Source organism: Ruegeria sp. YTSA072 (assembly GCF_059610285.1).
Window position 1 is genome coordinate 85,135 of record NZ_JBXWNI010000003.1, and the last position, 24,881, is coordinate 110,015.

23 protein-coding genes are annotated in these 24,881 nt (G+C 56.9%); 14 read left to right on the forward strand and 9 right to left on the reverse strand.

Annotated elements, in window-relative coordinates:
• Positions 1–25 precede the first annotated feature (25 nt).
• From AC2FIB_RS07185 to iolB, 6 genes are all read left to right on the forward strand, one after another.
• Positions 26–1,150 (forward strand): ABC transporter permease, encoded by a 1,125-nt coding sequence (locus AC2FIB_RS07185; RefSeq protein ID WP_496736097.1) that lies wholly within the window; start codon positions 26–28, stop codon positions 1,148–1,150.
• A 1-nt stretch (position 1,151) separates the two neighbouring features.
• Entirely contained in the window at positions 1,152–1,970 is an 819-nt protein-coding gene (locus AC2FIB_RS07190) for an ATP-binding cassette domain-containing protein (RefSeq protein WP_058274555.1), read from the forward strand.
• 81 nt (positions 1,971–2,051) lie between these two features.
• Positions 2,052–3,884, forward strand: coding sequence for a 3D-(3,5/4)-trihydroxycyclohexane-1,2-dione acylhydrolase (decyclizing) (iolD, locus tag AC2FIB_RS07195; RefSeq protein ID WP_496736095.1), 1,833 nt, complete (start codon positions 2,052–2,054; stop codon positions 3,882–3,884).
• Positions 3,881–4,780, forward strand: a complete 900-nt coding sequence (iolE, locus tag AC2FIB_RS07200; protein ID WP_496736093.1) for a myo-inosose-2 dehydratase — start codon at positions 3,881–3,883, stop codon at positions 4,778–4,780. The genes iolD and iolE overlap by 4 nt, the downstream gene beginning before the upstream one ends.
• 48 nt (positions 4,781–4,828) lie before the next feature.
• Complete coding sequence (locus AC2FIB_RS07205) at positions 4,829–6,010, forward strand: phytanoyl-CoA dioxygenase family protein (protein WP_496841849.1); 1,182 nt, start codon at positions 4,829–4,831, stop codon at positions 6,008–6,010.
• Positions 6,011–6,058: 48 nt separating this feature from the next.
• Entirely contained in the window at positions 6,059–6,865 is an 807-nt protein-coding gene (iolB, locus tag AC2FIB_RS07210) for a 5-deoxy-glucuronate isomerase (protein ID WP_496841850.1), read from the forward strand.
• Between the two features lie 9 nt (positions 6,866–6,874).
• Here iolB and AC2FIB_RS07215 read toward each other — a convergent pair whose 3' ends face one another.
• Genes AC2FIB_RS07215 through iolC form a run of 3 tightly spaced genes read right to left on the reverse strand, consistent with a single transcriptional unit; the run spans position 6,875 to position 9,537 of the window.
• Positions 6,875–7,714, reverse strand: a complete 840-nt coding sequence (locus tag AC2FIB_RS07215) for a class II fructose-bisphosphate aldolase (RefSeq protein ID WP_496841851.1) — start codon at positions 7,712–7,714, stop codon at positions 6,875–6,877.
• Positions 7,711–8,547 carry a 5-deoxy-glucuronate isomerase gene (locus AC2FIB_RS07220; RefSeq protein ID WP_496841852.1) on the reverse strand — a complete coding sequence of 279 codons (837 nt, stop codon included), beginning with the start codon at positions 8,545–8,547 and terminating at the stop codon, positions 7,711–7,713. Before AC2FIB_RS07220 ends, AC2FIB_RS07215 begins: the two co-directional genes overlap by 4 nt.
• Before the next feature lie 9 nt (positions 8,548–8,556).
• Positions 8,557–9,537, reverse strand: a complete 981-nt coding sequence (gene iolC / locus AC2FIB_RS07225) for a 5-dehydro-2-deoxygluconokinase (protein ID WP_496841853.1) — start codon at positions 9,535–9,537, stop codon at positions 8,557–8,559.
• A gap of 115 nt (positions 9,538–9,652) precedes the next feature.
• On the opposite strand from iolC, the gene AC2FIB_RS07230 reads away from it, so the two are divergent.
• Entirely contained in the window at positions 9,653–10,756 is a 1,104-nt protein-coding gene (locus tag AC2FIB_RS07230; RefSeq protein ID WP_496841854.1) for a Gfo/Idh/MocA family protein, read from the forward strand.
• 39 nt (positions 10,757–10,795) lie between these two features.
• Entirely contained in the window at positions 10,796–11,929 is a 1,134-nt protein-coding gene (locus AC2FIB_RS07235; RefSeq protein WP_496736081.1) for a Gfo/Idh/MocA family protein, read from the forward strand.
• Here the strand turns inward: AC2FIB_RS07235 and AC2FIB_RS07240 are convergent, their stop codons facing one another.
• From AC2FIB_RS07240 to AC2FIB_RS07250, 3 genes are all read right to left on the reverse strand, one after another.
• Positions 11,930–12,928, reverse strand: a complete 999-nt coding sequence (locus tag AC2FIB_RS07240) for a LacI family DNA-binding transcriptional regulator (protein ID WP_282169436.1) — start codon at positions 12,926–12,928, stop codon at positions 11,930–11,932.
• 268 nt (positions 12,929–13,196) lie between these two features.
• Positions 13,197–13,955 (reverse strand): hypothetical protein, encoded by a 759-nt coding sequence (locus tag AC2FIB_RS07245; RefSeq protein ID WP_496841855.1) that lies wholly within the window; start codon positions 13,953–13,955, stop codon positions 13,197–13,199.
• Between the two features lie 155 nt (positions 13,956–14,110).
• The gene (locus tag AC2FIB_RS07250; RefSeq protein WP_109310955.1) at positions 14,111–15,025 is read right to left on the reverse strand and encodes a LysR family transcriptional regulator; all 915 of its coding nucleotides are present in this window, start codon (positions 15,023–15,025) and stop codon (positions 14,111–14,113) included.
• A gap of 100 nt (positions 15,026–15,125) precedes the next feature.
• Here AC2FIB_RS07250 and AC2FIB_RS07255 point away from each other — a divergent pair, with 100 nt between their 5' ends.
• The 4 genes from AC2FIB_RS07255 to AC2FIB_RS07270 all read left to right on the forward strand — a co-directional run bounded on the left by AC2FIB_RS07255 (position 15,126) and on the right by AC2FIB_RS07270 (position 19,242).
• Positions 15,126–16,085, forward strand: coding sequence for a tripartite tricarboxylate transporter substrate binding protein (locus AC2FIB_RS07255; protein ID WP_496841856.1), 960 nt, complete (start codon positions 15,126–15,128; stop codon positions 16,083–16,085).
• 69 nt (positions 16,086–16,154) lie between these two features.
• Complete coding sequence (locus tag AC2FIB_RS07260) at positions 16,155–16,622, forward strand: tripartite tricarboxylate transporter TctB family protein (RefSeq protein WP_496841857.1); 468 nt, start codon at positions 16,155–16,157, stop codon at positions 16,620–16,622.
• Between the two features lie 6 nt (positions 16,623–16,628).
• Positions 16,629–18,143, forward strand: coding sequence for a tripartite tricarboxylate transporter permease (locus AC2FIB_RS07265; RefSeq protein ID WP_496841858.1), 1,515 nt, complete (start codon positions 16,629–16,631; stop codon positions 18,141–18,143).
• Positions 18,136–19,242: a lyase family protein gene (locus tag AC2FIB_RS07270; protein WP_496841859.1), complete on the forward strand. Its 1,107-nt coding sequence runs from the start codon at positions 18,136–18,138 to the stop codon at positions 19,240–19,242. The genes AC2FIB_RS07265 and AC2FIB_RS07270 overlap by 8 nt, the downstream gene beginning before the upstream one ends.
• Before the next feature lie 63 nt (positions 19,243–19,305).
• Here the strand turns inward: AC2FIB_RS07270 and AC2FIB_RS07275 are convergent, their stop codons facing one another.
• Genes AC2FIB_RS07275 through AC2FIB_RS07285 form a run of 3 tightly spaced genes read right to left on the reverse strand, consistent with a single transcriptional unit; the run spans position 19,306 to position 23,023 of the window.
• Positions 19,306–20,082: an enoyl-CoA hydratase-related protein gene (locus tag AC2FIB_RS07275; RefSeq protein ID WP_496841860.1), complete on the reverse strand. Its 777-nt coding sequence runs from the start codon at positions 20,080–20,082 to the stop codon at positions 19,306–19,308.
• Between the two features lie 2 nt (positions 20,083–20,084).
• Positions 20,085–21,398 (reverse strand): ferric reductase-like transmembrane domain-containing protein, encoded by a 1,314-nt coding sequence (locus AC2FIB_RS07280; RefSeq protein ID WP_496736071.1) that lies wholly within the window; start codon positions 21,396–21,398, stop codon positions 20,085–20,087.
• Positions 21,398–23,023: an amino acid adenylation domain-containing protein gene (locus tag AC2FIB_RS07285; RefSeq protein ID WP_496736070.1), complete on the reverse strand. Its 1,626-nt coding sequence runs from the start codon at positions 23,021–23,023 to the stop codon at positions 21,398–21,400. The genes AC2FIB_RS07280 and AC2FIB_RS07285 overlap by 1 nt, the downstream gene beginning before the upstream one ends.
• A 153-nt stretch (positions 23,024–23,176) precedes the next feature.
• Between AC2FIB_RS07285 and AC2FIB_RS07290 the strand changes: the two genes are divergently transcribed.
• The gene (locus AC2FIB_RS07290) at positions 23,177–24,007 is read left to right on the forward strand and encodes a DUF6502 family protein (protein ID WP_496736068.1); all 831 of its coding nucleotides are present in this window, start codon (positions 23,177–23,179) and stop codon (positions 24,005–24,007) included.
• Between the two features lie 2 nt (positions 24,008–24,009).
• Complete coding sequence (locus tag AC2FIB_RS07295) at positions 24,010–24,879, forward strand: DUF5666 domain-containing protein (RefSeq protein WP_496736066.1); 870 nt, start codon at positions 24,010–24,012, stop codon at positions 24,877–24,879.
• Positions 24,880–24,881 lie beyond the last annotated feature (2 nt).

Sequence of the window (24,881 nt, forward strand, 5' to 3'; positions counted from 1 at the left end):
AGACGAACGCGCCAAGGAGGCAACAATGGCTGAGTCAGCGCAATCCGCAGTCGGTGGTGACGAGCGGGTAAAAGAGATCTCACCCCTGCGCCAGGCCCTGATACGCCCCGAATTGGGCGGAATGGTCGGCACAGTCGCGGTATTCACGTTTTTCCTGCTGTTTGCTTTTGACAGCGGCATGTTCACCAGTCAGGGCGTGATGAACTGGTCCGTGGTTTCCGCGCAGTTCATGATCATCGCCGTTGGTGCCTGTTTGCTTATGATCGCGGGTGAGTTTGACCTTTCCGTCGGCTCAATGATCGGGTTCGCAGGCATGATGATCGCGATTTTCTCGGTCACTCTTAGCTGGCCGGTCTGGATTGCCATCATGGTGACCTTTGTGCTTTGCGTCTCGATTGGGGCGTTGAACGGCTTTATCGTCGTACGCACCGGGTTGCCCAGTTTTATCGTAACGCTGGCCTTCCTGTTCATCCTGCGTGGCTTTACCATTTTCCTGCCGCAAACCATCGAGCGGAAGACCATCATTGGCGGCATCCGGGATGTGGCCGAAGGTGACTGGCTGGCATCGGTGTTTGGCGGCAAGATCGGGCAGGGCTTTTTCGTCTGGTTGGGCGATAATGGCATAATAGAAACTTTCGAACGCGGTACGCGCGAGGGTCAACCGGTGGTTGATGGGATCCCCATGCTGATCATTTGGGCCATCGTGCTTATCATCTTCGGCCATGTGCTTCTGACCAAAACAAAGTTTGGCAACTGGATCTTCGCCTCTGGCGGTGACGCTGAGGCTGCCCGAAACTCGGGTGTTCCGGTCAACAGGGTCAAAGTTCTGATGTTCATGTTCACCGCCTTCTGCGCGACGGTTTTTGCGACTTGTCAGGTGATGGAATTCGGTTCCGCCGGCGCGGATCGTGGGTTGCTGAAGGAATTCGAGGCGATTATCGCCGTGGTGATCGGCGGTGCGTTGCTGACCGGCGGTTATGGCTCGGTTCTTGGGGCGGCACTTGGGGCCCTGATCTTTGGTGTGGTGCAGCAGGGGCTGTTTTTTGCCGGGGTCGAAAGCTCTCTGTTCCGGGTGTTCCTGGGCGTGATCCTGTTGGGTGCCGTGATCCTGAATACCTACATTCGTCGCATCATCACAGGAGAACGCTGAGATGACCGAAGATACCAATTTCCATCACGGTGATGTGCAGGGTCAGGATCCGATCATCCGGATGATCGACATTGAAAAGCACTTTGGCTCTGTGATTGCTCTGGCAGGGGTCAGCTTTGATCTGAAGCCGGGTGAGTGTCACTGCCTTCTGGGTGACAATGGTGCAGGTAAATCGACATTCATCAAGACGATGTCCGGGGTCCATAAGCCGACAGCTGGCGAGATCATCTTTGAAGACAAACCCATGCATTTTGAGGACCCGCGTGATGCCATTGAAGCCGGGATCGCAACAGTACACCAGCATCTGGCTATGATCCCGCTGATGAGCGTCAGCCGCAACTTCTTCATGGGCAATGAACCCACGCGCAAAGTCGCCGGGATCAGCTTTTTCGACAAGAAGTTGGCCGACGAAATCACCATGGAAGAGATGCGCAAAATGGGCATCAACTTGCGTGGTCCCGATCAGGCTGTTGGTACGTTGTCAGGCGGTGAACGTCAGACGGTTGCGATTGCACGGGCCGTGCATTTTGGCGCTAAAATCTTGATTTTGGACGAACCGACATCGGCTCTTGGCGTGCGCCAGACTTCGAACGTTTTGGCGACCATCGACAAAGTGCGCAGTCAGGGTGTGGGTGTGGTGTTTATCAGCCACAATGTTCGGCACGCGCTGGCGGTCGGCGATCGGTTTACAGTGTTGAACCGGGGTAAAACTCTGGGCACTGCCAAACGGGGTGAGATTTCGCCCGAAGAACTACAGGACCTGATGGCAGGTGGTCAGGAATTGGCCCAGCTGGAAGGGTCTTTGGGCGGAACGGTCTGACGCGGTCCCGCGCAGACCCAGCTTTCGAAAAACTGGTATTCAACGGACTGGCCGGGTGGCCTTGTGTTGAAAGGGATCAATATGGGCAAAACTATCAGACTGACCGCAGCGCAAGCTCTGGTTCGCTACCTGGGCGCGCAGATGAATGAGGCAGGAGAGCCGTTTATCGCAGGTGTCTGGGCTATTTTCGGCCACGGCAACGTGGCTGGCCTGGGTGAGGCACTGCATGCTGTGAAAGACAGCCTGCCGACCTATCGCGGCCATAACGAACAGACGATGGCACATTGTGCCATCGCGTATGCGAAGCAGATGCGGCGCACGCGTGCGATGGCGGTGACGTCGTCCATCGGACCGGGTGCGACCAACATGGTGACAGCCGCCGCCTTGGCGCATGTGAACCGGTTGCCGGTGCTGATCATCCCCGGCGATATCTTCGCGACGCGTGGTCCTGATCCTGTGTTGCAGCAGATTGAGAGCTTTGGGGACGGAACGGTCAGCGCAAACGACTGTTTTAAACCTGTCAGCCGTTACTTCGACCGCATCTCAAGGCCAGAGCACCTGCTAACCGCACTGCCAAGGGCTTTCCGCACGATGACGGACCCGGCCGACTGCGGACCGGCAACACTGGCCTTCTGTCAGGATGTTCAGGCCGAGGCCTACGACTATCCTGCAAGCTTCTTTGAGCCCCGCGTCTGGTATCAGCGTCGCATTCGCCCCGACGAAGGCGAACTGGCCCGCGCCGTCGCTGCCATCAAAGCGGCAAAGCGCCCGATCATCGTGGCCGGGGGCGGAGTTCACTATTCGGGCGCGACGGACGCGCTGCAGAGTTTCGTGGAAACGCACAATATCCCGATCACCGAGACACAAGCAGGCAAATCCGCCCTGGCATGGGATCATCCACTGAACCTTGGACCCGTGGGCGTGACCGGTGGCGAACCGGCAAACTCGGTCTGCGCTGAGGCTGATTTGGTATTGGCGGTTGGCTCTCGCCTGCAGGATTTCACGACCGGCTCGTGGGGTCTGTTTTCGAACCCACAGCGCGAAATGATTTGCCTGAATACCGCTGCCTATGATGCTGAAAAGCACGGCGCGATGCCCCTGCAGTCAGATGCGCGCGTTGGGCTTGAGGAGCTGGGTTCGGCTTTGCAAGGATACCGTGCCGAACCTGTGGCGGATACGCTTAAGGCGGATTGGTACGGCAAGGTCGACAAACTGACCGATGCCCCTGGCGACGGCAATGCGCTGCCGACCGATATGCAGGTGGTTGGTGCGGTTCAGCGAGCCTCGAACAACGATACTGTCGTCATGTGCGCGGCGGGCACCATGCCCGGAGAACTGCACAAGCTGTGGAAGGCCCCGCGTCCGGGTGCCTATCACATGGAATATGGTTTCAGTTGCATGGGGTATGAGATTGCTGGTGCGATGGGCATCAAGATGGCGCAACCGGATCGCGATGTGATCTGCTTTACCGGCGATGGCACCTATATGATGGCGAATTCGGAAATGGCTTCGGCTGCGATGATGGGCATCTCGTTCACCGTTGTCATTACCGACAATCGTGGCTTTGGCTGTATCAACCGTCTGCAGATGGGCACAGGTGGAGCCGAGTTTAACAATCTGCTGGATCATGCTGTGCACGAGAACCCCTCGGCCATCGATTTCGCGGCCCACGCCGCGGCAATGGGCGCGACTTCGGTCAAGGTCAGCTCGATTGCGGCACTGGAAGACGCGCTTGCCAAGCGTGGCGATGTCAAAGGGCCTTATGTGGTGGTCATCGACACCGATCCGTACCCCTCGACCGAATACGGCGGGACGTGGTGGGAAGTGGCGGTTCCGGAAGTCAGCATCCGCCCCGAAGTGAACGAAAAACGCGCGGCCTATGAGCTGGCGATCAAGGAAAGAAAGACGAAATGAGCGTGAAAATCGGGATTTCTCCGATCGCCTGGCAGAATGATGACCTGCCGGACCTGACCGCGGCGTATACGATGGAACAGGCGCTGAAAGAGGCGCGTGAGATCGGATACACCGGTGTGGAGCGTGGTCAGCGGATGCCCAGCGATACCGAAGGGTTGCGTGCCTATCTGGAAGGCAATGATATAGCGCTCTGTGGCGGGTGGTGCTCGGGTGCCTCGCTGGTCAACGATTTCGAGGCGGAACGTGAGGCTGTGCGGGAACAGGTTGAGCAGTTTGTCGCCCTGAACAGCCCGTGCATCGTCTATGCCGAATGCTCAAACACCGTTCAGGGCCAAGCGGGTACGCCGGTGAACAACCGACCCAGGCTGACCAAAGACGAAGTATTGGCCTATGCCGCCAAGATCACCGAGCTGGCCAAATGGATGGCCGATCAGGGGATGCCGATGGCCTATCACCATCACATGGGTACCATCATCGAGACCGAAGATGACGTGAACTGGTTGATGGAAGGTTCGGGCCCGGAGGTGAACCTGTGTTTTGACACAGGACACTTGTTGTTTGGCGGCGGCGATGTGATGGCGACCCTCAAACGCTGGGGCGATCGTGTGCATCACGTGCATTTCAAAGATATCCGCCCGGCTGTGGTGCAGGACGTAAAGGAGAATGATCGCAGCTTTCTCGATGCGGTCGTCGCCGGAGCATTCACCGTACCAGGTGACGGGTGTATCGACTTTCAGGCCGTGGCGAATGCGCTCAAATCCTTGGATTACAACGGATGGATCGTTGTGGAGGCCGAACAGGACCCGGCCAAGGCTCCGCCATACGAATATTCCAAGAAAGGCTACGAGCACATTCTCGACGTCTGTGGACAGGCAGGATTGGAGGTCCAGTCGTAACAAATCTCCATACGGGGTTAACACCGAAGCCATGAAAAGGAGAAGATCATGGTAAATCAGCAGCTAGGTTTTGTCGGCTATTTCGACCGGGAATCCTGTGATCTGGATGAATTCAAGGTGTTGACCTCGCAGAACCTTACAGCCGATGTCGTCCCGTACGCCGCCACGATCGAAAAGAACGTTCCAGTCTATGACATGGACGAGCTGCGCCCCTCGCTGGAAAACGTAGGTAAGCGCAAGGCTCTGCTGGCCGAGTGGGGACATGTGTTGGACAAATCGTCGGGCGTGATCGTTCTGAAACGTGCGTTCGCCGATACGTCCGTAATTGACCGCGCAACCGATGTCTTTCGCCAGATCATAGTTGACGAAAGACAAAGCGGCGCGGGAGAGGGTGACCACTTTGCGGCGTCCGGGGCCAATGATCGGATCTGGAACGCCCTGCAAAAGCAATGTCTGCGCGACCCCGAGGGCTTTGCCCTCTATTTCGGGAACACGGCTGTTGCTGCGGCCTGCGAGGCGTGGTTGGGGCCAAACTATCAGGTCACGGCACAGATCAATCAAGTGCGTCCAGGCGGTAAAGCGCAGCAGGCGCACAGGGATTACCACCTTGGATTTCAGAGCGCAGAAAGTGCTGCGCGCTATCCAGTGCACGCACATCTTGTTACGGCATCACTGACATTGCAGGGGGCGATTGCCCACTGCGACATGCCAGTCGAAAGCGGGCCAACCAAGCTGCTGCCGTTCTCGCAGATTTATCCGCCGGGCTACCTGGCGTTTCATGACGAGGGCCACCGCGCGCATTTCGAAGACTGCTATATCCAGCTGGCGCTGGACAAGGGGGATGCTGTGTTCTTCAACCCGGCACTGTTCCATGCGGCTGGTGAAAATCGCAGTGCGGATATCGACCGGATGGCGAACCTGCTGCAAATCTCATCCGCCTTTGGCCGCGCAATGGAAGTTGTTGACCGACGGTCTATGTCCGAGGTGGTGTTTCCATCGCTTGTTGCGTTGAAACAGCGCGGCGCGTTGGTCGCTTCCGAATTGGACGCGGCCATTGCTGCCACAGCCGAGGGGTATCCCTTCCCAACCAATCTGGATACGGACCCGCCCGTAGGTGGCAACGCCCCGGAAAGTCAGGCCGATATTCTGCGTCGTGCTGTGTCTGAAGGCTGGACCGAAACACAATTGGCCGAGACATTCTCGGCGCTGCAAACAAGGCAAGCTGCCTGAAGGAATACGGGCGGGTCTTCAAAGCCCGCCCCACACGGAGAAAAACACATGGCCGACTTGCTCAAAAAGCCCTTTGGGACCAGAGGTAAAGTGCATAACATCACTCCGGCAAGTGCCGGGTGGCGGTACGTCGGGTTTGCGCTTTACCACCTGCGGGCAGGCGATACAGTGGCCGAGGCAACGGGTGATCGCGAGGTCATTCTGGTCATGGTCGAGGGCAAGGCCCGCATCGCCGGAGCTGAGCGGGACTGGGGTGTTCTGGGCGATCGGATGAACGTTTTTGAGAAGACGCCGCCGCACTGTCTTTATCTGCCGGACGGCACAGAATGGACGGCCACAGCCGAAACGGATTGCGTGATTGCAGTGTGTACAGCCCCCGGAAAAGGTGGCCACGCGGCCCGCCGCATCGGCCCCGAAGGCATTACGTTGACCGAGCGCGGCAAGGGCGTAAATACGCGCTATATCAACAACATTGCGATGGAGAATGAGGACTATGCTGATAGCTTGCTGGTGACCGAAGTTTTTACGCCAAACGGGCATTGGTCATCGTATCCCAGCCATCGACATGATGAAGATGATTTTCCGCGGATCACCTATTTGGAAGAGACCTACTACCACCGTCTGAACCCGGCGAATGGGTTCGGGATTCAGCGTGTCTATACCGATGATGGGCACTTAGATGAGACTATGGCTGTATCCGATGGCGATGTTGTTTGCGTGCCCCGTGGTCATCACCCATGCGGCGCACCTTATGGGTTCGAGATGTATTATCTGAACGTTATGGCCGGACCGCTGCGCAAATGGCGCTTTGTTCCGGCCCCCGAAGTTGAATGGATCATGGAGCGCGACGCGTAACGCCCACGCCTACCTTTGCACAGGGGCACCAAAGGCCCGAATGACCATGCGGGCTGCCGCCTCAACCGGGTCGTGGGTCTCTTTCAGGATCGTCACGCGGTCAAATCTGTCAGGGTCTCGGTTGACTGCCTCGCGCAGCGCGTTGCCAAATGCCATGCGCAGTTCTGTCCCGATATTGAACTTGCAGATCGACGTTTCCCGCGCCAACCGGCTGCGTTGTTCCACAGGCACGCCAGAGCCGCCATGAATGACCAACGGAACACTTGTCGCAGCGTCGATTTCGGCAATGCGGACCTCATCCAAACCACCTTCTTTGTTCTGTTGCAGATGAACGTTTCCGACTGAGATGGCCATTGCGTCCACGCCGCTTTCACAAGCGAACTGCGCGGCCTCGTTTGGGTCTGTCCCGTTCGATCCTTCGCCGCCGGAATAGCCGACAAAGCCGATCTCACCTTCGCAGGAAATACCGGCCGCATGGGCCATTTCTGCAATGGCTGCTGTTTCGTCGATGTTTTGCTGCAATGGCTTACGCGATCCGTCGAACATCAACGACGTGAACCCGCTGTCCAATGCGATCTTGCAGTCCTCGAATGTATAACCGTGATCCAGGTGGGCCACGACCGGAACCGAGGCACTTTCCGCCAGGAAGCGAAACATCTTACCCAAAACAGGCAGGGGTGTGTGCTCGCGACAGCTTGGGCCGGCTTGTAGGATCACCGGCGCATTTTCAGCCTCGGCTGCGGCTACATAAGCGCGCATATCCTCCCATCCCAGCGTAACAAGCCCGCCAACAGCGTAGCCGTTTTCGTATGCGGGGGTGAGGACGTCTTTGAGCGTGGCGAGGGTCATTTGAATTTGGCAATCATGTCTTTGATGCCCGGAATGGTCTCGACCTGATAGGCATGGGTTGGTTGAAAGTACTGAACCAGCGAACGCTGAGTCAGACCGCCCAGGATGGTGAAATAGTACATCTCGTATCCCGGCAGAACACAGCAGGGGTGGTACCCCTTGTCGATGCAGATCGTTGAGCCGTCGACGATGTGGTACGCATCGCCCGGTTCGTTGTCCTCACGCTGCAACATCTGAAGGCCCGATCCCCAGTTGGGTTTGAAACGGAAATTGTAGGTCTCATCGTGCCGCGTCTCGTCGGGCAGACGGTTCGTGTCATGCTTGTGGCTGGGGAAGCCGGACCAACCGCCCTGACCCACGGTGAACAGCTCACTGATCAGCAGACGACCCACTTTGTCGTGCTGTTTCTGGCCGAGGATGTGTTTAATTTTGCGATGAGTTTTCGTGTCGTCGCTGCCGTATTGCACAAGGTCGTGTTCACGCACATCGAACGGAACCAGTACCTTGTCGTACTTGGCGCCCGCTATGAAGATTTCGGTTTCATCCGACACGCAGACCAGTTGGACCTTAGCGCCGACCGGCACATAAACGCCTTCCGGATCCCCATCCCAGACGTCTTCGCCCCGCTTGCCCAGCTTGGCGAACTGCTCGCCTTCTACATCGACATCGACACTGCCCGTGGCAGGTACGATACACGTCTCATAACCGGGCACCTGATACTCGAACGCTTCGCCTTTTTTCAGTTTGACGATGTTGAAGTAATTCAGCGGAACCGTTGGATCATCGGCGTCGACGATCGGTTTGTTCTGATTGTCAAAGGGAGCGATGTGCATGAGGGGTTCCTATGTCGTTGGGCCGGGATGGGCGGCAAGAAATGCGTCCAGTTCCGGAGTTGTTGGCATGGCCGGGGCGCAGCCGGGCTTGGACACGACGATTGAGGCGCAGGCTGAGCCGCGCATAACTGCTTCTTTAGGCTCGCTTCCAGCGGCGATCGAGGCCAGCAGGCCGGCCATGAAACTGTCGCCAGCACCGTTGGGTTTGACTGCTGTGACGGGATAGATGCCGGTTTCGATTTCCTGCCCATCCACCAGAGTTACCGCGCCTTTTTCGCCCATCTTGTAGATCACGATCCGGCCCGGTTTCGCCGCCAACTCCTTGGCTTTGGCGAAGCCTTTGTCGATGCCGCCTGCCATGAACCCAAATTCTTCGTCATTGCCGACGATTAGATCGCTTGCTTCGCCCGCGCGCGACAGGACTTCGGCGGCAACCTCGGGTGATGGCCAACTGTAGGGACGGTAGTCAATGTCAAAAATCACCGGCAACCCCGCCTTGCGGGCGTTGTCGAACGCGCGAAACGTGGCGCTGCGCGAGGGTTCAGCGGCAAACACCGTTCCGGCAGATATCACGGCTGAAAATTTGCCGTAGTCGACCTTGTCCATGTCATCCTCGGTCACCTGAAAGTCGACTGCGCCGTTGCGGTAGATGACATTTTGAAATTCTTCGATCCGGCTTTCGTAAACGGCCAGAGACATGCGGTATTCACCGCCGACGACGCGGATATAGGACGTGTCTACACCGTAGTGAGCAAGTTTATTCAGGCAGAAGCGGCCAACCGCATCATCTGAGACCGAAGTGATCAAGGATGCCTGGCTGCCCAGTTTGACCAGTCCGGCGCAGATATTTGCTGATGACCCGCCCAGATCGGCGTGAAACGTGTCGGCGTCTTCGCTTTTGACACCAACGGGATCGGCATACAGGTCCATGCCCGCGCGTCCAAAGACCGCGAACCGGTTTCCTTTGATACCGTCTATCAAAGCGCTCACGTCATGTCCTCCGGCAAAAATGGGCTGGCGAGGATCGTTGGTCCTTGCGTTGAATCGATTCACACGATACTGATTTTGCAACCGGTTGCAAATACATTGTTCGGAGCCGTTGCAGATGCCTGAAATCGGAATTGGAATTATTGGCGGCGGCTATATGGGCAAAGCTCATTCAGTCGCGATGTCAGCCGTAGGCGCAGTGTTCAACACAGCCTTGCGGCCACGACTTGAGATGATCTGCGCCTCCACGCCCGAAAGCGCCGAGCGATACCGCGCGGCTTACGGCTTTCGTCGCGCGACCTCGGATTGGTCTATGCTGGTCAATGATCCGGCAGTTGATGCCGTCGTGATTGCCTCGCCTCAAACAACGCACAGACAGATTGCAGAGGCCGCATTAGCCTTGGGCAAGCCTGTGTTGTGCGAAAAACCCCTCGGATCTTCTTTGGATGATGGGCGCGCAATGGTTGCCGCGGCCGAAGCCACGGGCGTCACCAATATGGTCGGGTTCAACTACGTCAGAACGCCCGCAACACAGTTTGCCCGTCAGTTGATCGCCAACGGTGAATTGGGGGACATAACCTGGTTTCGCGGCGAGCATACTGAGGACTTCTATGCCGACCCCGACGCCCCGGCTACATGGCGGACGTCCGGAATGGCCAACGGCACGATCGGGGATCTTGCCCCACATATGATCAACGGTGCTTTGGCCCTGATCGGTCCAATTGTCGAGGTTATGGCCGAAGTCGAAACGGTTCATAGTGAACGCCCAGGCGGCACTGTCACCAATGATGACCACGCGCAGATCATGTGCCGGTTTGCCAATGGTGCGATGGGCAATATCTATGTCAGCCGCATCGCGACGGGGCGAAAGATGGGCTATGCCTATGAAATTACAGGCACCAAAGGCGCAATCCGGTTCGATCAAGAAGATCAGAACGCCCTGTGGCTTTATCGGCGCGAAGGACCAGAGGAAGAAAGAGGTTTCACTAAGATCCTGACGGGTCCGGCGCACCCCGACTACGAGCCTTTCTGTCAGGGCCCTGGTCATGGAACAGGTTATCAGGACCAGATCATCATCGAGGCCAAAGATTTTCTTGAGGCCATTCACACGGGCAAATCAATCTGGCCCACATTCCGAGATGGGCATGAGGTCAACTGCGTCCTTGCTGCTGCGCTAATGTCGTCAGAGCAGCGGCAATGGCAGGACGTCAGCACCGTCTGAACACAAAAACTAAGAGATCATCTAAGAGAGACGAGAACCATGGCAAAGCTGAAATGGGGCATGATTGGTGGTGGTGAAGGCAGTCAGATCGGACCCGCACACCGGTTAGGAGCGTTGGCGGATGGGATGTTTGAATTCGCTGCGGGTGCTTTGGATCACCGACCCGATGTTGGGCGGGAATATGCGCAAAGACTTGGCGTGGCGGCGGATCGCGCCTATGGCGACTGGCAGGAACTGCTGGCCGGGGAAAAGGACCGTTCCGACCGGGTTGATCTGGTGACAATCGCCACTCCGAATTCCACCCACTTTGAGATTGCCAAAACGTTCCTTGAAGCCGGGTTCAATGTGCTTTGCGAAAAGCCAATGACAATGACCGTGGAAGAGGGCCAAGAGATCGTTCGCGTTGCAGAGGCCTCGGGCAAGATTTGTGCCGTGAACTATTGCTATTCCGCTTATCCGATGGTGCGCCAGGCGCGCGCGATGGTTCGCGCCGGGGATATTGGCAAGGTGCGTCTGGTTGTGACGAATTTCAGCCATGGCCACCATGGCGACGCGACTGACGCCGATAACCCGCGGGTGCGGTGGCGCTATGATCCAGCGATGGCGGGTGTGTCTGGCCAATTCGCCGATTGCGGTATCCATGCGCTGCACATGGCCAGTTTCATCAGTGACGATGAAGTCAAAACCTTGTCTGCAGATATGGCGTCTACGATTTCAAGCCGCGAACTTGAGGACGATGCCATGGTCAACTTCCGGACCGAAGGCGGAGCTGTCGGGCGGTTGTGGACCTCTTCGGTGGCAATTGGGCGTCAGCACGGGTTTGATATTCAGGTGTTTGGCGAAACCGGAGGCCTTCGCTGGACGTCCGAGCAACCCAATCAGTTGATTTATACGCCTGTAGGTGGCCGCACGCAGATCATCGAAAAGGGCGAGGGCGGTCTTCACGACGATGCGCAACGATTGTCCCGTGTGGCGATTGCCCATCCCGAAGGGTTCCCGCTGGCCGTTGCCAACATCTATTGCGATCTTGCCGACGCTATTCGCGGAGAGGCGCGTGATGGTCTGCCTACACCTGCCGACGGAGTGAGGTCGATCGCAGCCGTGCATGCCGCAGTGGCGTCGGCGAAAAAAAACGGGGCATGGACGGACGCGCGCCCACCGATGTATCGCTGATCAGGGTCGGGGCCGCAATGTGCCCCGCTCGATCACACGGCAGGGGAAAATACGGGCCTCGGGGTAACGCTCAGGGTCTTTCAGCATCTCTTCGACCAGATCGACGGATGCGGTAATGATTTGTTTGATCGGCTGATGAATCGTCGTCAGGTTCACGCTTTCCCAGCGCGACATCTCCATGTCGTTCAGGCCGATGATGCCGATGTCTTTGCCCGGTTTCAGCCCGTGATCGGATAATGCGGACAGGGCACCTATGGACAGAATGTCGTCGCCGCAAAAGTACCCTTCTGCAGGGCCTTCCGCCAGTTGCTGAAGCATTTCTTCTCGCCCGGCTTCAAATGAATAGGCGCCTGCGAAGCAATGCGTCACTTCGAGTTCCGGGTGCTTTTCAACTTCTTCCATGAAGCCGCGATACCGATCCATCGCCGATGTCGCATCTTTCGGGCCGCCCAGATAGCCGATACGACGATACCCCCGCGACGACAGCTCGCGCGCGGCCATGCGTCCGCATTCAACGTTGTCTATGCCTACAACATGCACCTCAGGTGAGGTCGCAGATCGACCGAAAGTGTGCACTACCGGAACACCTGCATCGTGGAACGCCTTGGCAAAGCTTGGGGGCAAGGTAGATGAGGCGACGATGGCAGCATCCACAGAATACTGCCGCAGCATTCGGACCGAATTTGTCGGCTCGGTTTCGTCGGTCAGGTTCACGATCAGCGGACGCAGGCCGCGTTCCTGCAAAGCGCGGGTGAACTGGTCAAAGACCTCAAGAAAAATGGGGTTGTGGAAGTTGTTAGAAATCAAACCGATCAACTTGGTGCGTCCGGTTGTCAGCGAAGAAGCCAACGCGTTCGGGCTGTACCCCAGTTCGGCTGCAGCCTTCTCCACCTTACTACGTGTCTTTGGTGATACGGACGCGCCTTCGGTAAAAGTCCGCGATACGGCAGAGCGAGATACACCGGCCAGTGCGGCCACTTCTTTGAGGGTCACACTCATGGCTGGCACCGATGGGTTCGGGGGTGGCTTTCAGTCAAATTCATGGGAAAATACTACGCCTTATTGCGTCGGGTTTGCAATCGGTTGCAACGCTGTACTGAAAAGACGTTGGGTTCCTTGCAAAGGGGCATGCCAAGGCTTTGGCACTCCGACTTGGTTGCAATCTGTGGGTCCAGGCGTTGTGTCGAAGGTGGTATCAGCAGGCGCACCTTACTTAACAACACTGACATTACGTGGCCAGCAACTTGAGAATACCCCTTTTCCGACCTCATTGAAGCAATGACCATTCAAGACGGTTATCTCCGCACACTTCAGCCCGAGCGCGCATTGCCCCGCCTTTGGTGGGCATAGTGACGATTGTGCCTTCTTTGACGGGCGACAAGGGTGTTGTCGTCCATTGCAGTCTTTGTTCCGGGGTAACATGCTTAAGAGGGCGCTGCAGGCTGGGTTCTTCGTAAAAAACGGGGCGATGAGGTGCATAAACGTTCAGGGAAGTCATCTTGTAGGCGGTGAACACATCAAACGGCTTGCTCCGTTTTATGGCCGCCCGCATGGAATACCGCCACGCATCCAAACCTGCTGGTGACACATAGAGAATAGCTATTGCACCGGCCATAGAATGCAGCCTCAGCCAATTACTGTTCTCAGTCGAAGCGAGTGCAAGGTTGTAATGCGCGCGGTGGCTGAAACGTTGAACATAGCGACGTGTCCAGGGAAAGCAGCCGAAGGGCGAAACCCCCAAATAAACGACGTCCGCATCTTTTGGAATTTCAGGAATGGTCAGGTCTTCGGTCAACGCGGAGACATCATCCTCCAGAACCAATGCCGGGAACGTTTTGAGTGACTCAAGCGCTGCAAGGTGGGCGCGGGCGCAGTTTAACGCATGGCTTTGTCCGGTGCTGCCTTCTGAAAATGAAAAACTGATGCCGTGCTTGTTCATCAAGTTGGTCATTTGAAGCCGCCTGCTTTTGTTATCGGGTAAATTGATGACCCGGCAGTCTGCAACGATTGCGCTCAACTTTTTCATTTTGGTGTCCGTCAGCTGCGCCACGCAATTCGCGCAGCCCATGAATGATCGTGGATCGGGGGTTTCAAGATGCTTGAGCATCGGCTCTGTTGCAATCGTTGCTTTGGCCTATGTATGGCATGGGACATGGGCCTGAACCCGCCTGGCAACGATTGTCAGGCAAGAGACAAAGTTGGGCTGTTCTTGCATAGCTCGGACGCCTGCCAAAACAGAACATCCTCAAAATCCTGAAGCGCCTGAGATTTCTCCTGCGTTGCGGGGTACAACAAACCAAAGGTCATCCAACGCTCTGGTACGATCGGAACCAGGGCCAAACGTTCTTTTGTTTCCTGTGCTGCGACCAACTCGTCAGCAATGGTTATACCGGCGCCTTCCGCGACAAGCGAACAGGCAAGTTGGGACGCCGCGACTTCGCAGGTATGTCTGGGATTGACGCCCGCAGACCGGAAGATGTCATCGAGCTGTTCGCGCAATAGAAGCCCGTTCATCAGCCGAATGACCGGCTCGCGGGCGAGATCAGTGGCGGTTACCGACTTGCGATCAGACAATGCATGCGCAACCGGCAAAACGGCCTGCGCCCGCACCCGCAGCAGGGGTTTTGTCCTGACGCCCGGATGCTCGACCGGCAATGCTCCGATGCCGATGTCATATTCACGTCCGGCAAGCCATTTGCTGGCCTCACGTCGTGCCCGGATGTCCAGGGTTACGTTTGTATCAGGGTGGGCTTGCAAAAACATCGCAAGTGCAGGCGCCGAAATTGCCCGTGCGATACGCGGCATCGTGACCACGCGCAGTGTTTCCGTACGTCCGGCTTTAATCTCTGCAGCGATGCGGGGCACTTCATCAAGGTTGTCCAGGATACGCCCGGCTTCGCGGTAGAATGCCAACCCTTCGCGTGTCGGAGTCAAGTTGCGGCCACTGCGGTCAAACAGGGTCAGGCCCAATTCTGCCTCAAGCCCGGAAATCAGTCGGCTGATTGCAGGCTGACTCAGGTGCAGGATTTCAGAGGCAGCAACCAGCGTTCCTTCGGAAAGGGTGGCACGAAAGGCGCGAAGGGCTTTGATGTTCATCAGGCAGACTCTTTACTATTTTGCAAGTTAAGATAACATCTTTGCATTTTTATTAACACTGAATTTAAGCTAATTTTGATCGCATCTTAGGGAGGATGCTATGAAGCGTAGAACAATTCTCACTGCTGTTCTGGCGGCAGTAACCGTGGCTGCAACAGCAACAGCAAGTTTCGCAACCGACTGGCCGAAGCGCCCGATCAACCTGGTCGTTCCTTACAAAGCTGGCGGCGGTACAGACGCTTATGCCCGCGCTATTTCGGCAGCAGCCGAAGGCATCCTGAACGTTCCAGTTGTCGTCGTGAACAAACCCGGCTCGGGCGGTCTGAATGGTGCGAACTCGGTCGTGGGTGCACGCCCCGACGGCTATACATTGATGATGACTTCGGGCGGTTCGTTCCTGTTGTCGACCATGACACGTGACACCGATATCGATGCACTGGACAGCTTTGAGTTTGTTGCTCAGGTCGGTCAGCTGCAAACGTCGCTGATGGTGCCGCTGAACAGCCCGTTCGAGTCCGTTCAGGACGTGATCGACGCGGCCAAAGCCAACCCCGGTCAATTGCGTTGGGCCCATTCGGGTCGCGGAGGCTTCCACCACGTTGGCGGCATGGGCTTCCTGGCCAGTAACGACATCGAAGCTCAGGACGTACCGTTCAAAGGTGGCGGACCGACCCGTGCTGCACTGATCGGTGAACAGGCGGACTTTGGTTTTCTGGGTGTTCAGCAGCTCGCAGGATTTGAAGAGCAGCTTCGCGCCCTGGCGGTCAACAGCCAAGAACGTGATGGCATCATGAAAGATGTGCCTGCGTTTGGCGAGCTGGGCATCCCGTTTGCCGCTGTATCTTCGCCGGTAATCGTTTTCGCTCCGAAAGGCACACCGGCCGAGGTCGTTGCCGCGATGGAAACCGCGCTGGAGCAGATCGCCGCGAAACCCGAATTTGCCGAATTGCTGGCCTCGCGCGGAACAGGCCCGGTCTATCAGAATGGTGCGGACGCAAAAGCAACGCTGTCCGCCATGAAAGAGGACGCCGCTCCCCTGGTCGAAAGTCTGACCAACTAAAGTCCTCGGGGCCGGGTGGATATTCTTCCCCCGGCCTTTTTTTATCTAACGCAATCAGGGAGGAACGATATGCGCGCCTATGCAGAAGGCCTTGTGCTTGCCCTTGTTTCCATCGTTGCCATTTGGGGCGCCTGGCAAGTGCCAGCAGCTTCGCCGGGGGATACCTGGGCTGGTATCGTACCATTTTCAGCATCCATCGCGCTGCTGTTTCTTTCCGGCCTGTTATTGTTAGGTGCGGTCCGTCAACCGGCTGGCGATACCGGTCAGGAACAGGATGACGGCGCAACCCTGCAGATCATCGGTCTGTTCATCATCGCCCTGATCTATCAGCAGTCATTCCGCTGGTTTGGCTATCTTTTGCCAACAGCGATTGCTGCGCCGGTCGTTTTGTACTTTTTCGGAGTTCGAAGCTGGATCGGTCTGGCGGTTTCCGTCGTTCTGTGCCCGTTGATCTTCCACCTCATCTTTTTTGTGCTGCTTGGTGTGTACCCGCCTTATGGCGAGGTCTTTGACCTGCTCAGCTGGATACAGGGGTAAATCGTCATGGAAATTTTTCCCGCACTTCTTTCGGTCATAACCGACCCCAGTTTGCTGTTTGCCATCGTGCTGGCTGCAGCTGTGGGCATGGTCGTTGGGGCCACGCCCGGTCTGACCGCATCGGCAGCGATTGCCATGCTGCTGCCCATTACCTTTTACATGTCGCCACTATTCGCGCTCGCCTTCTTGTATGTGATAGGTAAATCCGGTCGCTATGGTGGCTCGATCGCGGCTATTCTGTTCAACACGCCGGGCACTGCAGCCAGTGCCGCGACACAGATTGACGGTTATCCCCTTGCTCGCGCTGGTCAGGCAGGCAAGGCGATGAAGGTCGCGACCATATCATCAGTCATCGGTGATCTCATGGGGGATATCCTGCTGGTCGTCGGCGTCGGTTTTATTGCGGCTATCGCCCTAAAGCTTGGCCCGCCCGAAACCTTTGCAATCTACTTTGCAGCCTTCGTGGTCATCGGTTCGGTCATCGGCAGTTCAATCGTCAAAGGGTTGGCATCTGCCCTGATGGGTATTTTGATCGCTATGGTCGGATTGGACCCAATCTCAAGCGAAGAGCGTTATACCTTTGGCTCGTTCGACCTGTCCAACGGGATTGGCCTTGTGCCCCTGATGATCGGCGTATTCGTTCTGGGCGAGGTTTTTGCCCAATTGGAAACGCGCCGCAAGGCAACCGGTGAAACCAAAGAAAATGAAAGCACGGAAGACGGCAACAGCCTGACATGGGAAGAGTACAAACCTTGCTTGCCCCATGCGTTCCGTGGTGGCTTCATCGGTGCAGGTATCGGTGTGCTCCCAGGTTTGGGTTCGGCTATTGCGGCCTTCATTTCGTACGGTGAAGGCAAACGCCGCGCCAAAAACCCCGAGAAGTGGGGCAAGGGCGCGCTGGAAGGTGTCGCAGCACCCGAAGCCGCAAACAACGCGGTGTCCGGTCCGTCGATGGCCCCGCTGCTGACGCTGGGCATCCCGGGGTCTACGATTGGTGCGATCCTTTTGGGTGTTTTCCTGATCCACGGCATCCAGGTAGGGCCAACCCTGTTCCTGACTGACAAAGAGCTGGTCTACAAACTGTTCGCCTGCGGGATGCTGGGTATCGTGGCCTATGGTCTGATCGGTTACTTCGGTGCCACTCAGGTTGCACGAATTATCCTGAAGATTCCGATCAATGTCCTGTACCCGCTGATCTTCCTGACCGCGTTTGTCGCAGCTTATTCTGCACGTGGATCAATGTTTGACGTCACGGTCATGACCTGTGCGGGCTTTGCAGGCTGGCTGATGCGGAAATACGACTTCAACGTAGCGGCATTTGTCATTTCGTTCGTGCTGGCCAAAGGTGCTGAAGAGACATTCCGTCAGTCGTTGTTGATGTCGGATGGTGGCGCCCTGATCTTCGTTGAACGTCCAATCGCTTTGGCCTTTCTGGTCATCGGTGCTGGGGCAATTGCCTTCCGCATCCGCGGGATCATGAAAGAACGCAAGATCGCAAAGGGAGCGTTGGAAGATGCTTGAGCACTCCCTTTACCGCGACTGCTTTTCCAGCGCCGATATGCGGTCTGTCTGGTCGGAACACGCCACGATCTCGGCCTGGTTGAAAGTTGAACAGACGCTGGCCCGTCACCAAGCGCTGGAAAACCAGATCCCGCAAGAGGCTGCAGATGCATTGGACGCGGTGTCAGTCTGCAATCTGGACACCGAGCGGTTGCACGAAGACATGATGCTTGTCGGGCGCCCGATCGTTGGTCTGGTCGAACAATTGCGAAGACAGGTCGGCGACTATGCAGAAAAGGTCCACTATAGGGCAACCACGCAGGACATTATGGACACTGCACTGGCCCTGCAAATGAAGATCGGTCTGGAGCACATCCAGACCGGGCTGCAAAGACTAACCACCGCTATTGAGCAACACATCGATCAGCTTGGTGATACTATCATGATCGGCCGCACGAATGGACAGCATGCCTTGCCTATTCGGGCTGAAACCAAACTGACCGTCTGGAAAGTTGAACTGCAGCGGCGTGCACAAGCGTTGGAAGAAGCAGGCGTTCGCGGACTGAATGTCCAGATGGGTGGCCCTGTTGGCGATCTGCGCGGTTACGAAAACGGGACCGGACATCGCATCAAGGAAGGCGTTGCGGCCACTTTGGGTCTGAATGTAGTCGAACCCCATTGGCAAAACGCCCGTGACGGGCTTGCCGATGTTGTAACTGCACTGGGAGGGTTGTGTGCGACGCTGTGCAAGATCTCGCATAACGTCAATCTGTTGTCCTCATCGGAAATTTCCGAATGGTCCGAGGTACATGAAGCCGGTAAGGGTGCGTCGTCGGCCATGGCGCACAAACAGAACCAGCGCGCGTCAGAATTCGGAGAGGCCGTCGCCCGGCTTGGACGACAGCGGGCTGAACAGATCGGCGAATTCACCACCCATCAACACGAACGTTCGGGTGGTATGTGGATTGGCGAATGGATCGTTATTCCCGAGACGTTCTTGCTGACTTCGGGCGCATTGTCATGGGTCGAAACGATCTTTGCGAACCTGGTTGTGGATTCTGAATCCATGGCCCGCAAGGTTAACGACTTTGAGTATAGTACGGCTGGGAAATCGCACTGAAGCGATAAGACTGGTCATATCACCGCTCGTTTTCCGAGCGGTGATTGACGATGCGGGATATGATCACTGGGTCCTGCGCCTGAATTGGGGCTTTCGCTTTTCCAGAAAGGCATTCATGCCTTCTTGTTGGGCCGGCAATCCATAAAGCGCGTGATACATCTGCCGCTCGAACCGCACACCCGATTCAAGTGTGCTCTGGTCGGCCATGTTTACGCAAGTACGCGCCATACTGACGATATCATCAGCGTAATCTGCAATGGTTTCGGCCACCTCTTGCGCGGTGTCCAAAAGGGTGTCCTGCGGGACAACCCGACTGACCAAGCCCATCTGCAGGGCCTCTGACGCGTCGATCATGCGCCCGGTCAGGATCATGTCCATAGCTCTGGCACGGCCGATCAGCCGCGTAAGTCGCTGCGTGCCGCCAATGCCGGGAATGCAGCCGATTTTGATTTCGGGCTGGCCGAATTTGGCATTGTCCGAGGCCAGAATGACGTCACACATCAGCGCAACCTCGCACCCGCCGCCCAGGGCATAGCCACTGACCGCTGCCACCTTGGGCAGCCGAAGCGCCGCAAACCTGTCCCATTCGGCAAAGTAGTCACTTGCCTGCATGGTCGCGTAGGTTTGCACCGCAAGCTCGCCGATATCTGCCCCGGCGGCAAAAGCACGATCATTACCGTTTAGGATCAGGCAGCCGATGCCGGGGTCCTCGTCGAATTCGGTGGCGGCGGTCAGCACCTCGTGCATGAGTTGTGTATTCAATGCGTTCAGCTGATCGGGCCGATTGAGGCGGATCGTTGCGACCCGCCCCCGTGTTTCGGTTTCGATTGTCTCAAACATGATCAGCTATCCCAAATTGCGCCGTAAGCGGGAATGCCAAGGCTTTCCAAGTCATGTACAACCTTGCGGGTCAGCTTTTGGTTCGAGATCACGATAACCGCTTCGGCCCCGCTGTCGCGAACGGCTTGCAAGGCAAGGGCCGAAAGGTTTGGTTTGCCGTCTTCGTCGGTGTCCCAGATCAAAGGCTGCTCGGTATTTGCTTCGATATCGTCAACAAGCGCGTCACCATAGGTTTTGCGCGGGCTTCGGGTGGACCAGATCAGGCGGTTCGGCACCTCTTTGGCCAGCAGATGCGGCAGGATCGGCCCAATGCCCGAACCGGTGCCCACATAAACCACTTTTTTGAAAAGCACCTCGATCCGCGCCACACCAGATGTCGTGATACCCTTGACCCAAACCTTGTCTGGCGGGTTGTCGATAAAACGCCCGGTCCAGTCCCCGGCGCGGCTGATGGCCAATCGATAGCCCGACCGGTCCGGAGCGGGGATATTGGCGAAAGAGTGATACTCACCAAACGGGGTGTGGCTGATCGCGTTCGAGCTGCCGGGGAATGGCGTATCTCCATAGTCGAAATGCGCAATTACCGCATGGTTTGACGGCTTTTCGATCCGGACATTCACGCGTTTCAGGGTCAGCCAAGGGGACAGGATCGACAGGGTGATCAGGCAGAGCATCCAGAAGGCCGAGCTGTGCAACAACATGCCCCCCATTTCCTTTGTGATCGAGATCGTCTGCGCCCAAAACAATCCTAAAACCGTCCAGCCGACAAAGCGGTGCGTTTTCTCGAACGCATTGTGAAACCGCGCGCGGATCGGGCCGAGGGCCGAAATCACCATCAATGTCATCAAGACAACCATTGTGGCGCTCAGGCCCAGTGTCAGGTCTGAGGGCAAGGCGGCTCCGTTGGCGCGGTTCCAAATTACCGCAAAAAAAAGAAAGCCGAACCAGATGGTTCCAGTGACGGCGCCGCCGGAATGCAACCCGCCAAAGTGGAACACCTTGCCAGCCCCCCAACGGATCCATAGTGGCCATGATGTGGGAATGCGTGTGGCCAGCCAGAACAGGGCGTTGACCACCCGCTGTTGCCGGATCAGGATGCCGAGGCTGAGGTTGATCAGCGCCATATCCGCAATCGGGCCGAGCGTGAATGCATTCTCAGCGAACCAAGTCCCATCGCGCAATCCAACCACAAAGACGGCCAGATTCACCAATGCAACCAGCATCACCAGGCGGCGGTATTCCATCAGGGCCGGGTGGCGGGTCACCCGTCGCCAATTCAGGCCGCCTGTGTCTAGATTTGTCGTCTGCGTCGTCATCAGTTCAACTCCGCACCAGTTTTCGCGATATGGTTGCGCGCCAAATCCAGCAAAAGACGCTTGTCCAACTTGCCGCGCGGAGTGCGGGGCAGCGCGTCCATCGGGACCACAACGGCGGGGCTGCAGTAGTATGGCAGGCGATCCGAGACGGATTGCGCCGCCTGCTTGGGGCAGGCCGACGACGGTGAGATGAAGCTGACCAGATTGCGGCTGTCATATTGCAAGGTCACCGCCTGCTGACAGCAGGGCGAGGCCTCAAGCGCAGATGTAACGCCGTCCAGCTCAACCCGAAAGCCCCGTACTTTGACTAGGTCGTCAATGCGCCCGAAATGTTCTAACTCACCGGTCTTCGTCCAGCGTCCCAGATCACGGGTGCGGAACATCATATGTCCCGGTCGAAATGGGTCGGGTCGGTAACGCTCGGCCGTCAGTTTGGGGTTGGCGAGGTAACCGGCTGTGACGCAATCGCCGCCGGCCCACATCTCGCCCTTTTCGCCGATGGGCAAAGGGCGCAGGTTGTCGTTCAGAACATAGACCGTGTTGTTCGGTGTCGGGCGCCCGATCGACAGAACCGGTTTGTCGGGGTGATGCGGTTCGGCCGTATTGATGATGGTGGTCTCGGTCGGACCACAGGAATTGTAGAAAGTGCAAAAGGTTGACCAGCGATCGGCCAGCGGGCGGGGGCAAGGTTCGCCCGCTACGGCGACAGCTTTGACCTGCGTGCAGCGGGTCTGGTCCAGTGCATTCAGGATCGAAGGTGTGGCGATCAGTACATCCACCTTCTCGGCCGTTTCTTGAATCGATTTGCCACGGATCACCAATGTTGCGCCATTGGACAAAGCGCCAAGGATCTCCCACGCTGCCATGTCGAATGAGATCGACAGGATCTGTCCGACCCGCAAGCCCGGTCGCATCCCCAGATCCCCGGGGGCGGTCAGCAAGATATTGGCCAGGTTCCGATGGTTGACCTGTACTCCATTTGGAACGCCGGTTGTGCCGGACGTAAATAATATCATCGCCAAATCGTCGGCGCTGGCCAGATAGGCAGGGCCGGGGGCCGGTGCGTCCAGCATCGGGTCAAACATCGTCGTATCAATGGTGATCAGGGTCTGATCCAATCCAACGGGGACTTGGTCTGCCAGTTCGCTTAGGCTGAGGATTATTTTTGCACCTGTTACCTTCGCAACATGGCGTAAGGTTTCCGTTGGCGCGACACCAACATGCTGCGGAATATAGGCGGCCCCAAGCTTTATGGCGGCGACGATACCTACGACCATCTCGACCGAACGATGAAGGAACAGGCACACCGCGTCGCCGCGTTTCACGCCATGGGCGCGCATGACATTTGCCAATCGGTTCGAGGCTACGTCCAGCGCCCGGTAGCTAAGGTTATGGTCCGCGCATTCCACCGCGTTGGCATCGGGTTGGTCTCGCAACGATTGGCGCAGCGCGTCGGCGATAGTGGCATGGCGTGGCGGAACCTGCGGCCCCCAGCCAAAGGATAGAAACAGTTCTTGATCTTCGGGGCTGAGCGCGTCCAGCGCACCTGGTTTTTTTGTGCGAGTTAGATCTGTCTGAGATAGGGGGGGGTAGTTTGTCTGGGGATCGGGTGCGATGAGGTGCATGGCATTCTCCAGTTCAAGAAGGGGTCACACCTTAGTGATAATGGGAAAAATTCCCATTAAAGGTCACATTCGATCACATTTTGAACACGAAAGCGTTGAATTCGTTAATTCTAGGAAAATGTTATCAACTACCAATCCGTGACGAGTTCCCAAATGTCGAATGATCCCAAACCTCCTCTTGAAACCGCGCTGTCTGCGTTGCTGGTCCCACTGGCACAGGCAATGGTTGCGCATGGGGTCACGCTTGGCTCTGCGACCGAAGCTCTAAAACTGGCCTTGCTGACGGCAGCTGAGCAAAGCACAGATGGAAAGCTAAGCGACAGTCGCGCCAGTCTGTTGACGGGTCTGCATCGCAAGGATGTTAAAAGGCTACGCCACATCGACGATGATGCCCCGTTGAAGCGCAGTTGTAATGCGGCGGCACTGGTCATCAGCTATTGGTCGACGGCGCCCGAATTTCTGGACGACTTGGGCGCGCCTCGGATTCTAAGCCGTAAAGGCGACGAAACTGGGCCGGGATTTGATGATCTGGTGCGGCGCGCGCGTGTGGACATGGCCCCAGGTACCGTTCTGGAAACCTTGGTCGTTCAAAAGAATGTGGAACAGGTCGGAAAAGGCGAGCTTCGCCTGTTGTCCCAAGCCTTTCTTCCTTCTGCTGGAAGCACTGAACAAGTGGCGGCCTACGAGGCGACGCTGTCTGCGCATTTGGCAGTGGCAACACAGAACCTGCTGGCAGAAGCGGATGCCCTACGCAATTTTGACCGTGCGGTGCGGTATTCTCATCTGTCGTCAGAATCGATTGAAGAGTTGCGTCTATTCTCGTCAGACAGAGCGCAAAGGCTGCTGCAAGAGATCAATTCCTTGGCCCGCGAGCTGCAGGATAAAGACAGTAATGGCGATCACAGTGGTCGATTTGCAGCGGGCGCTTTTGTCCTGCCCTCGCCGCAAAATGCGCAAAGTAAAAACCCGATAGAGGATGAGTAAGTATGGGTGTTTTTTTTCGTGTGCTCGCGGCGTTTTTCATGGTGTCTTGGCTGCCTGCTCCGATTCAGGCCGAAGACAAAGGTGAAACTGATCGTGAAGGTGGCATTATCGGCACCGGTATCGTGGGAACAATCACCGATCTGGGCAGCATCCATGTAAATGGGCAGCATATTCTGTTCGATGACCAGATGCCGGTGGCCGACTCGGTTCCACTGATCTCTGCGGGTGATTTGAAACCGGGTCATACTGTTGCGGTTATTGTAGCGCAGGAAAATGGCGGGTGGCACGCAAAACATATCCGTCAGGTCCTGCCTCTGGTCGGACCAGTGTCCAGCGTGCAGGACGGCCAGATATCGGTTCTTGGAACCGAAGTTGCGTTTGAACGGCAGGCAGACATTCAAGTCGGCGATTGGGTCGCTATAAGCGGATTGTGGCAAGGTCAGTCAGTGCGCGCTTCACACATCGAAAAACTGACAAGCGTTGGGCATCGGGCGCGGTTGTCCGGCACATATCTTGGGTCTGACCCTCAGGCCCAAACAGTGATCGGGGCAAGCGTCGTCAGTGGGCTTGAGCCGCAACATCTGTCGCCGGGTGATCTTGTTCGAGTTGTCGGGCAGCCAACACGCGACGGGATTGTGGCCGAGCGTCTAGAAGCCGGGCTGTTCGCCGGTGCGGTCGGCGTTGTTCAGGTTCAGGGCTATTACTCGGAACCCCAGCCCAGTGGGTTGTATACGGTGCTGGGAAGTGGCTTGATCGCCTATAGCGATCAGCCCGAGATGATAGACCCGAACACCCTTGTTATCCGCTGCGGCAACGGCAGCGGGCTGGTGAATGCAGGCAGCATAGGTGCTTTCGCTCAGCTGGGATGCTGAAA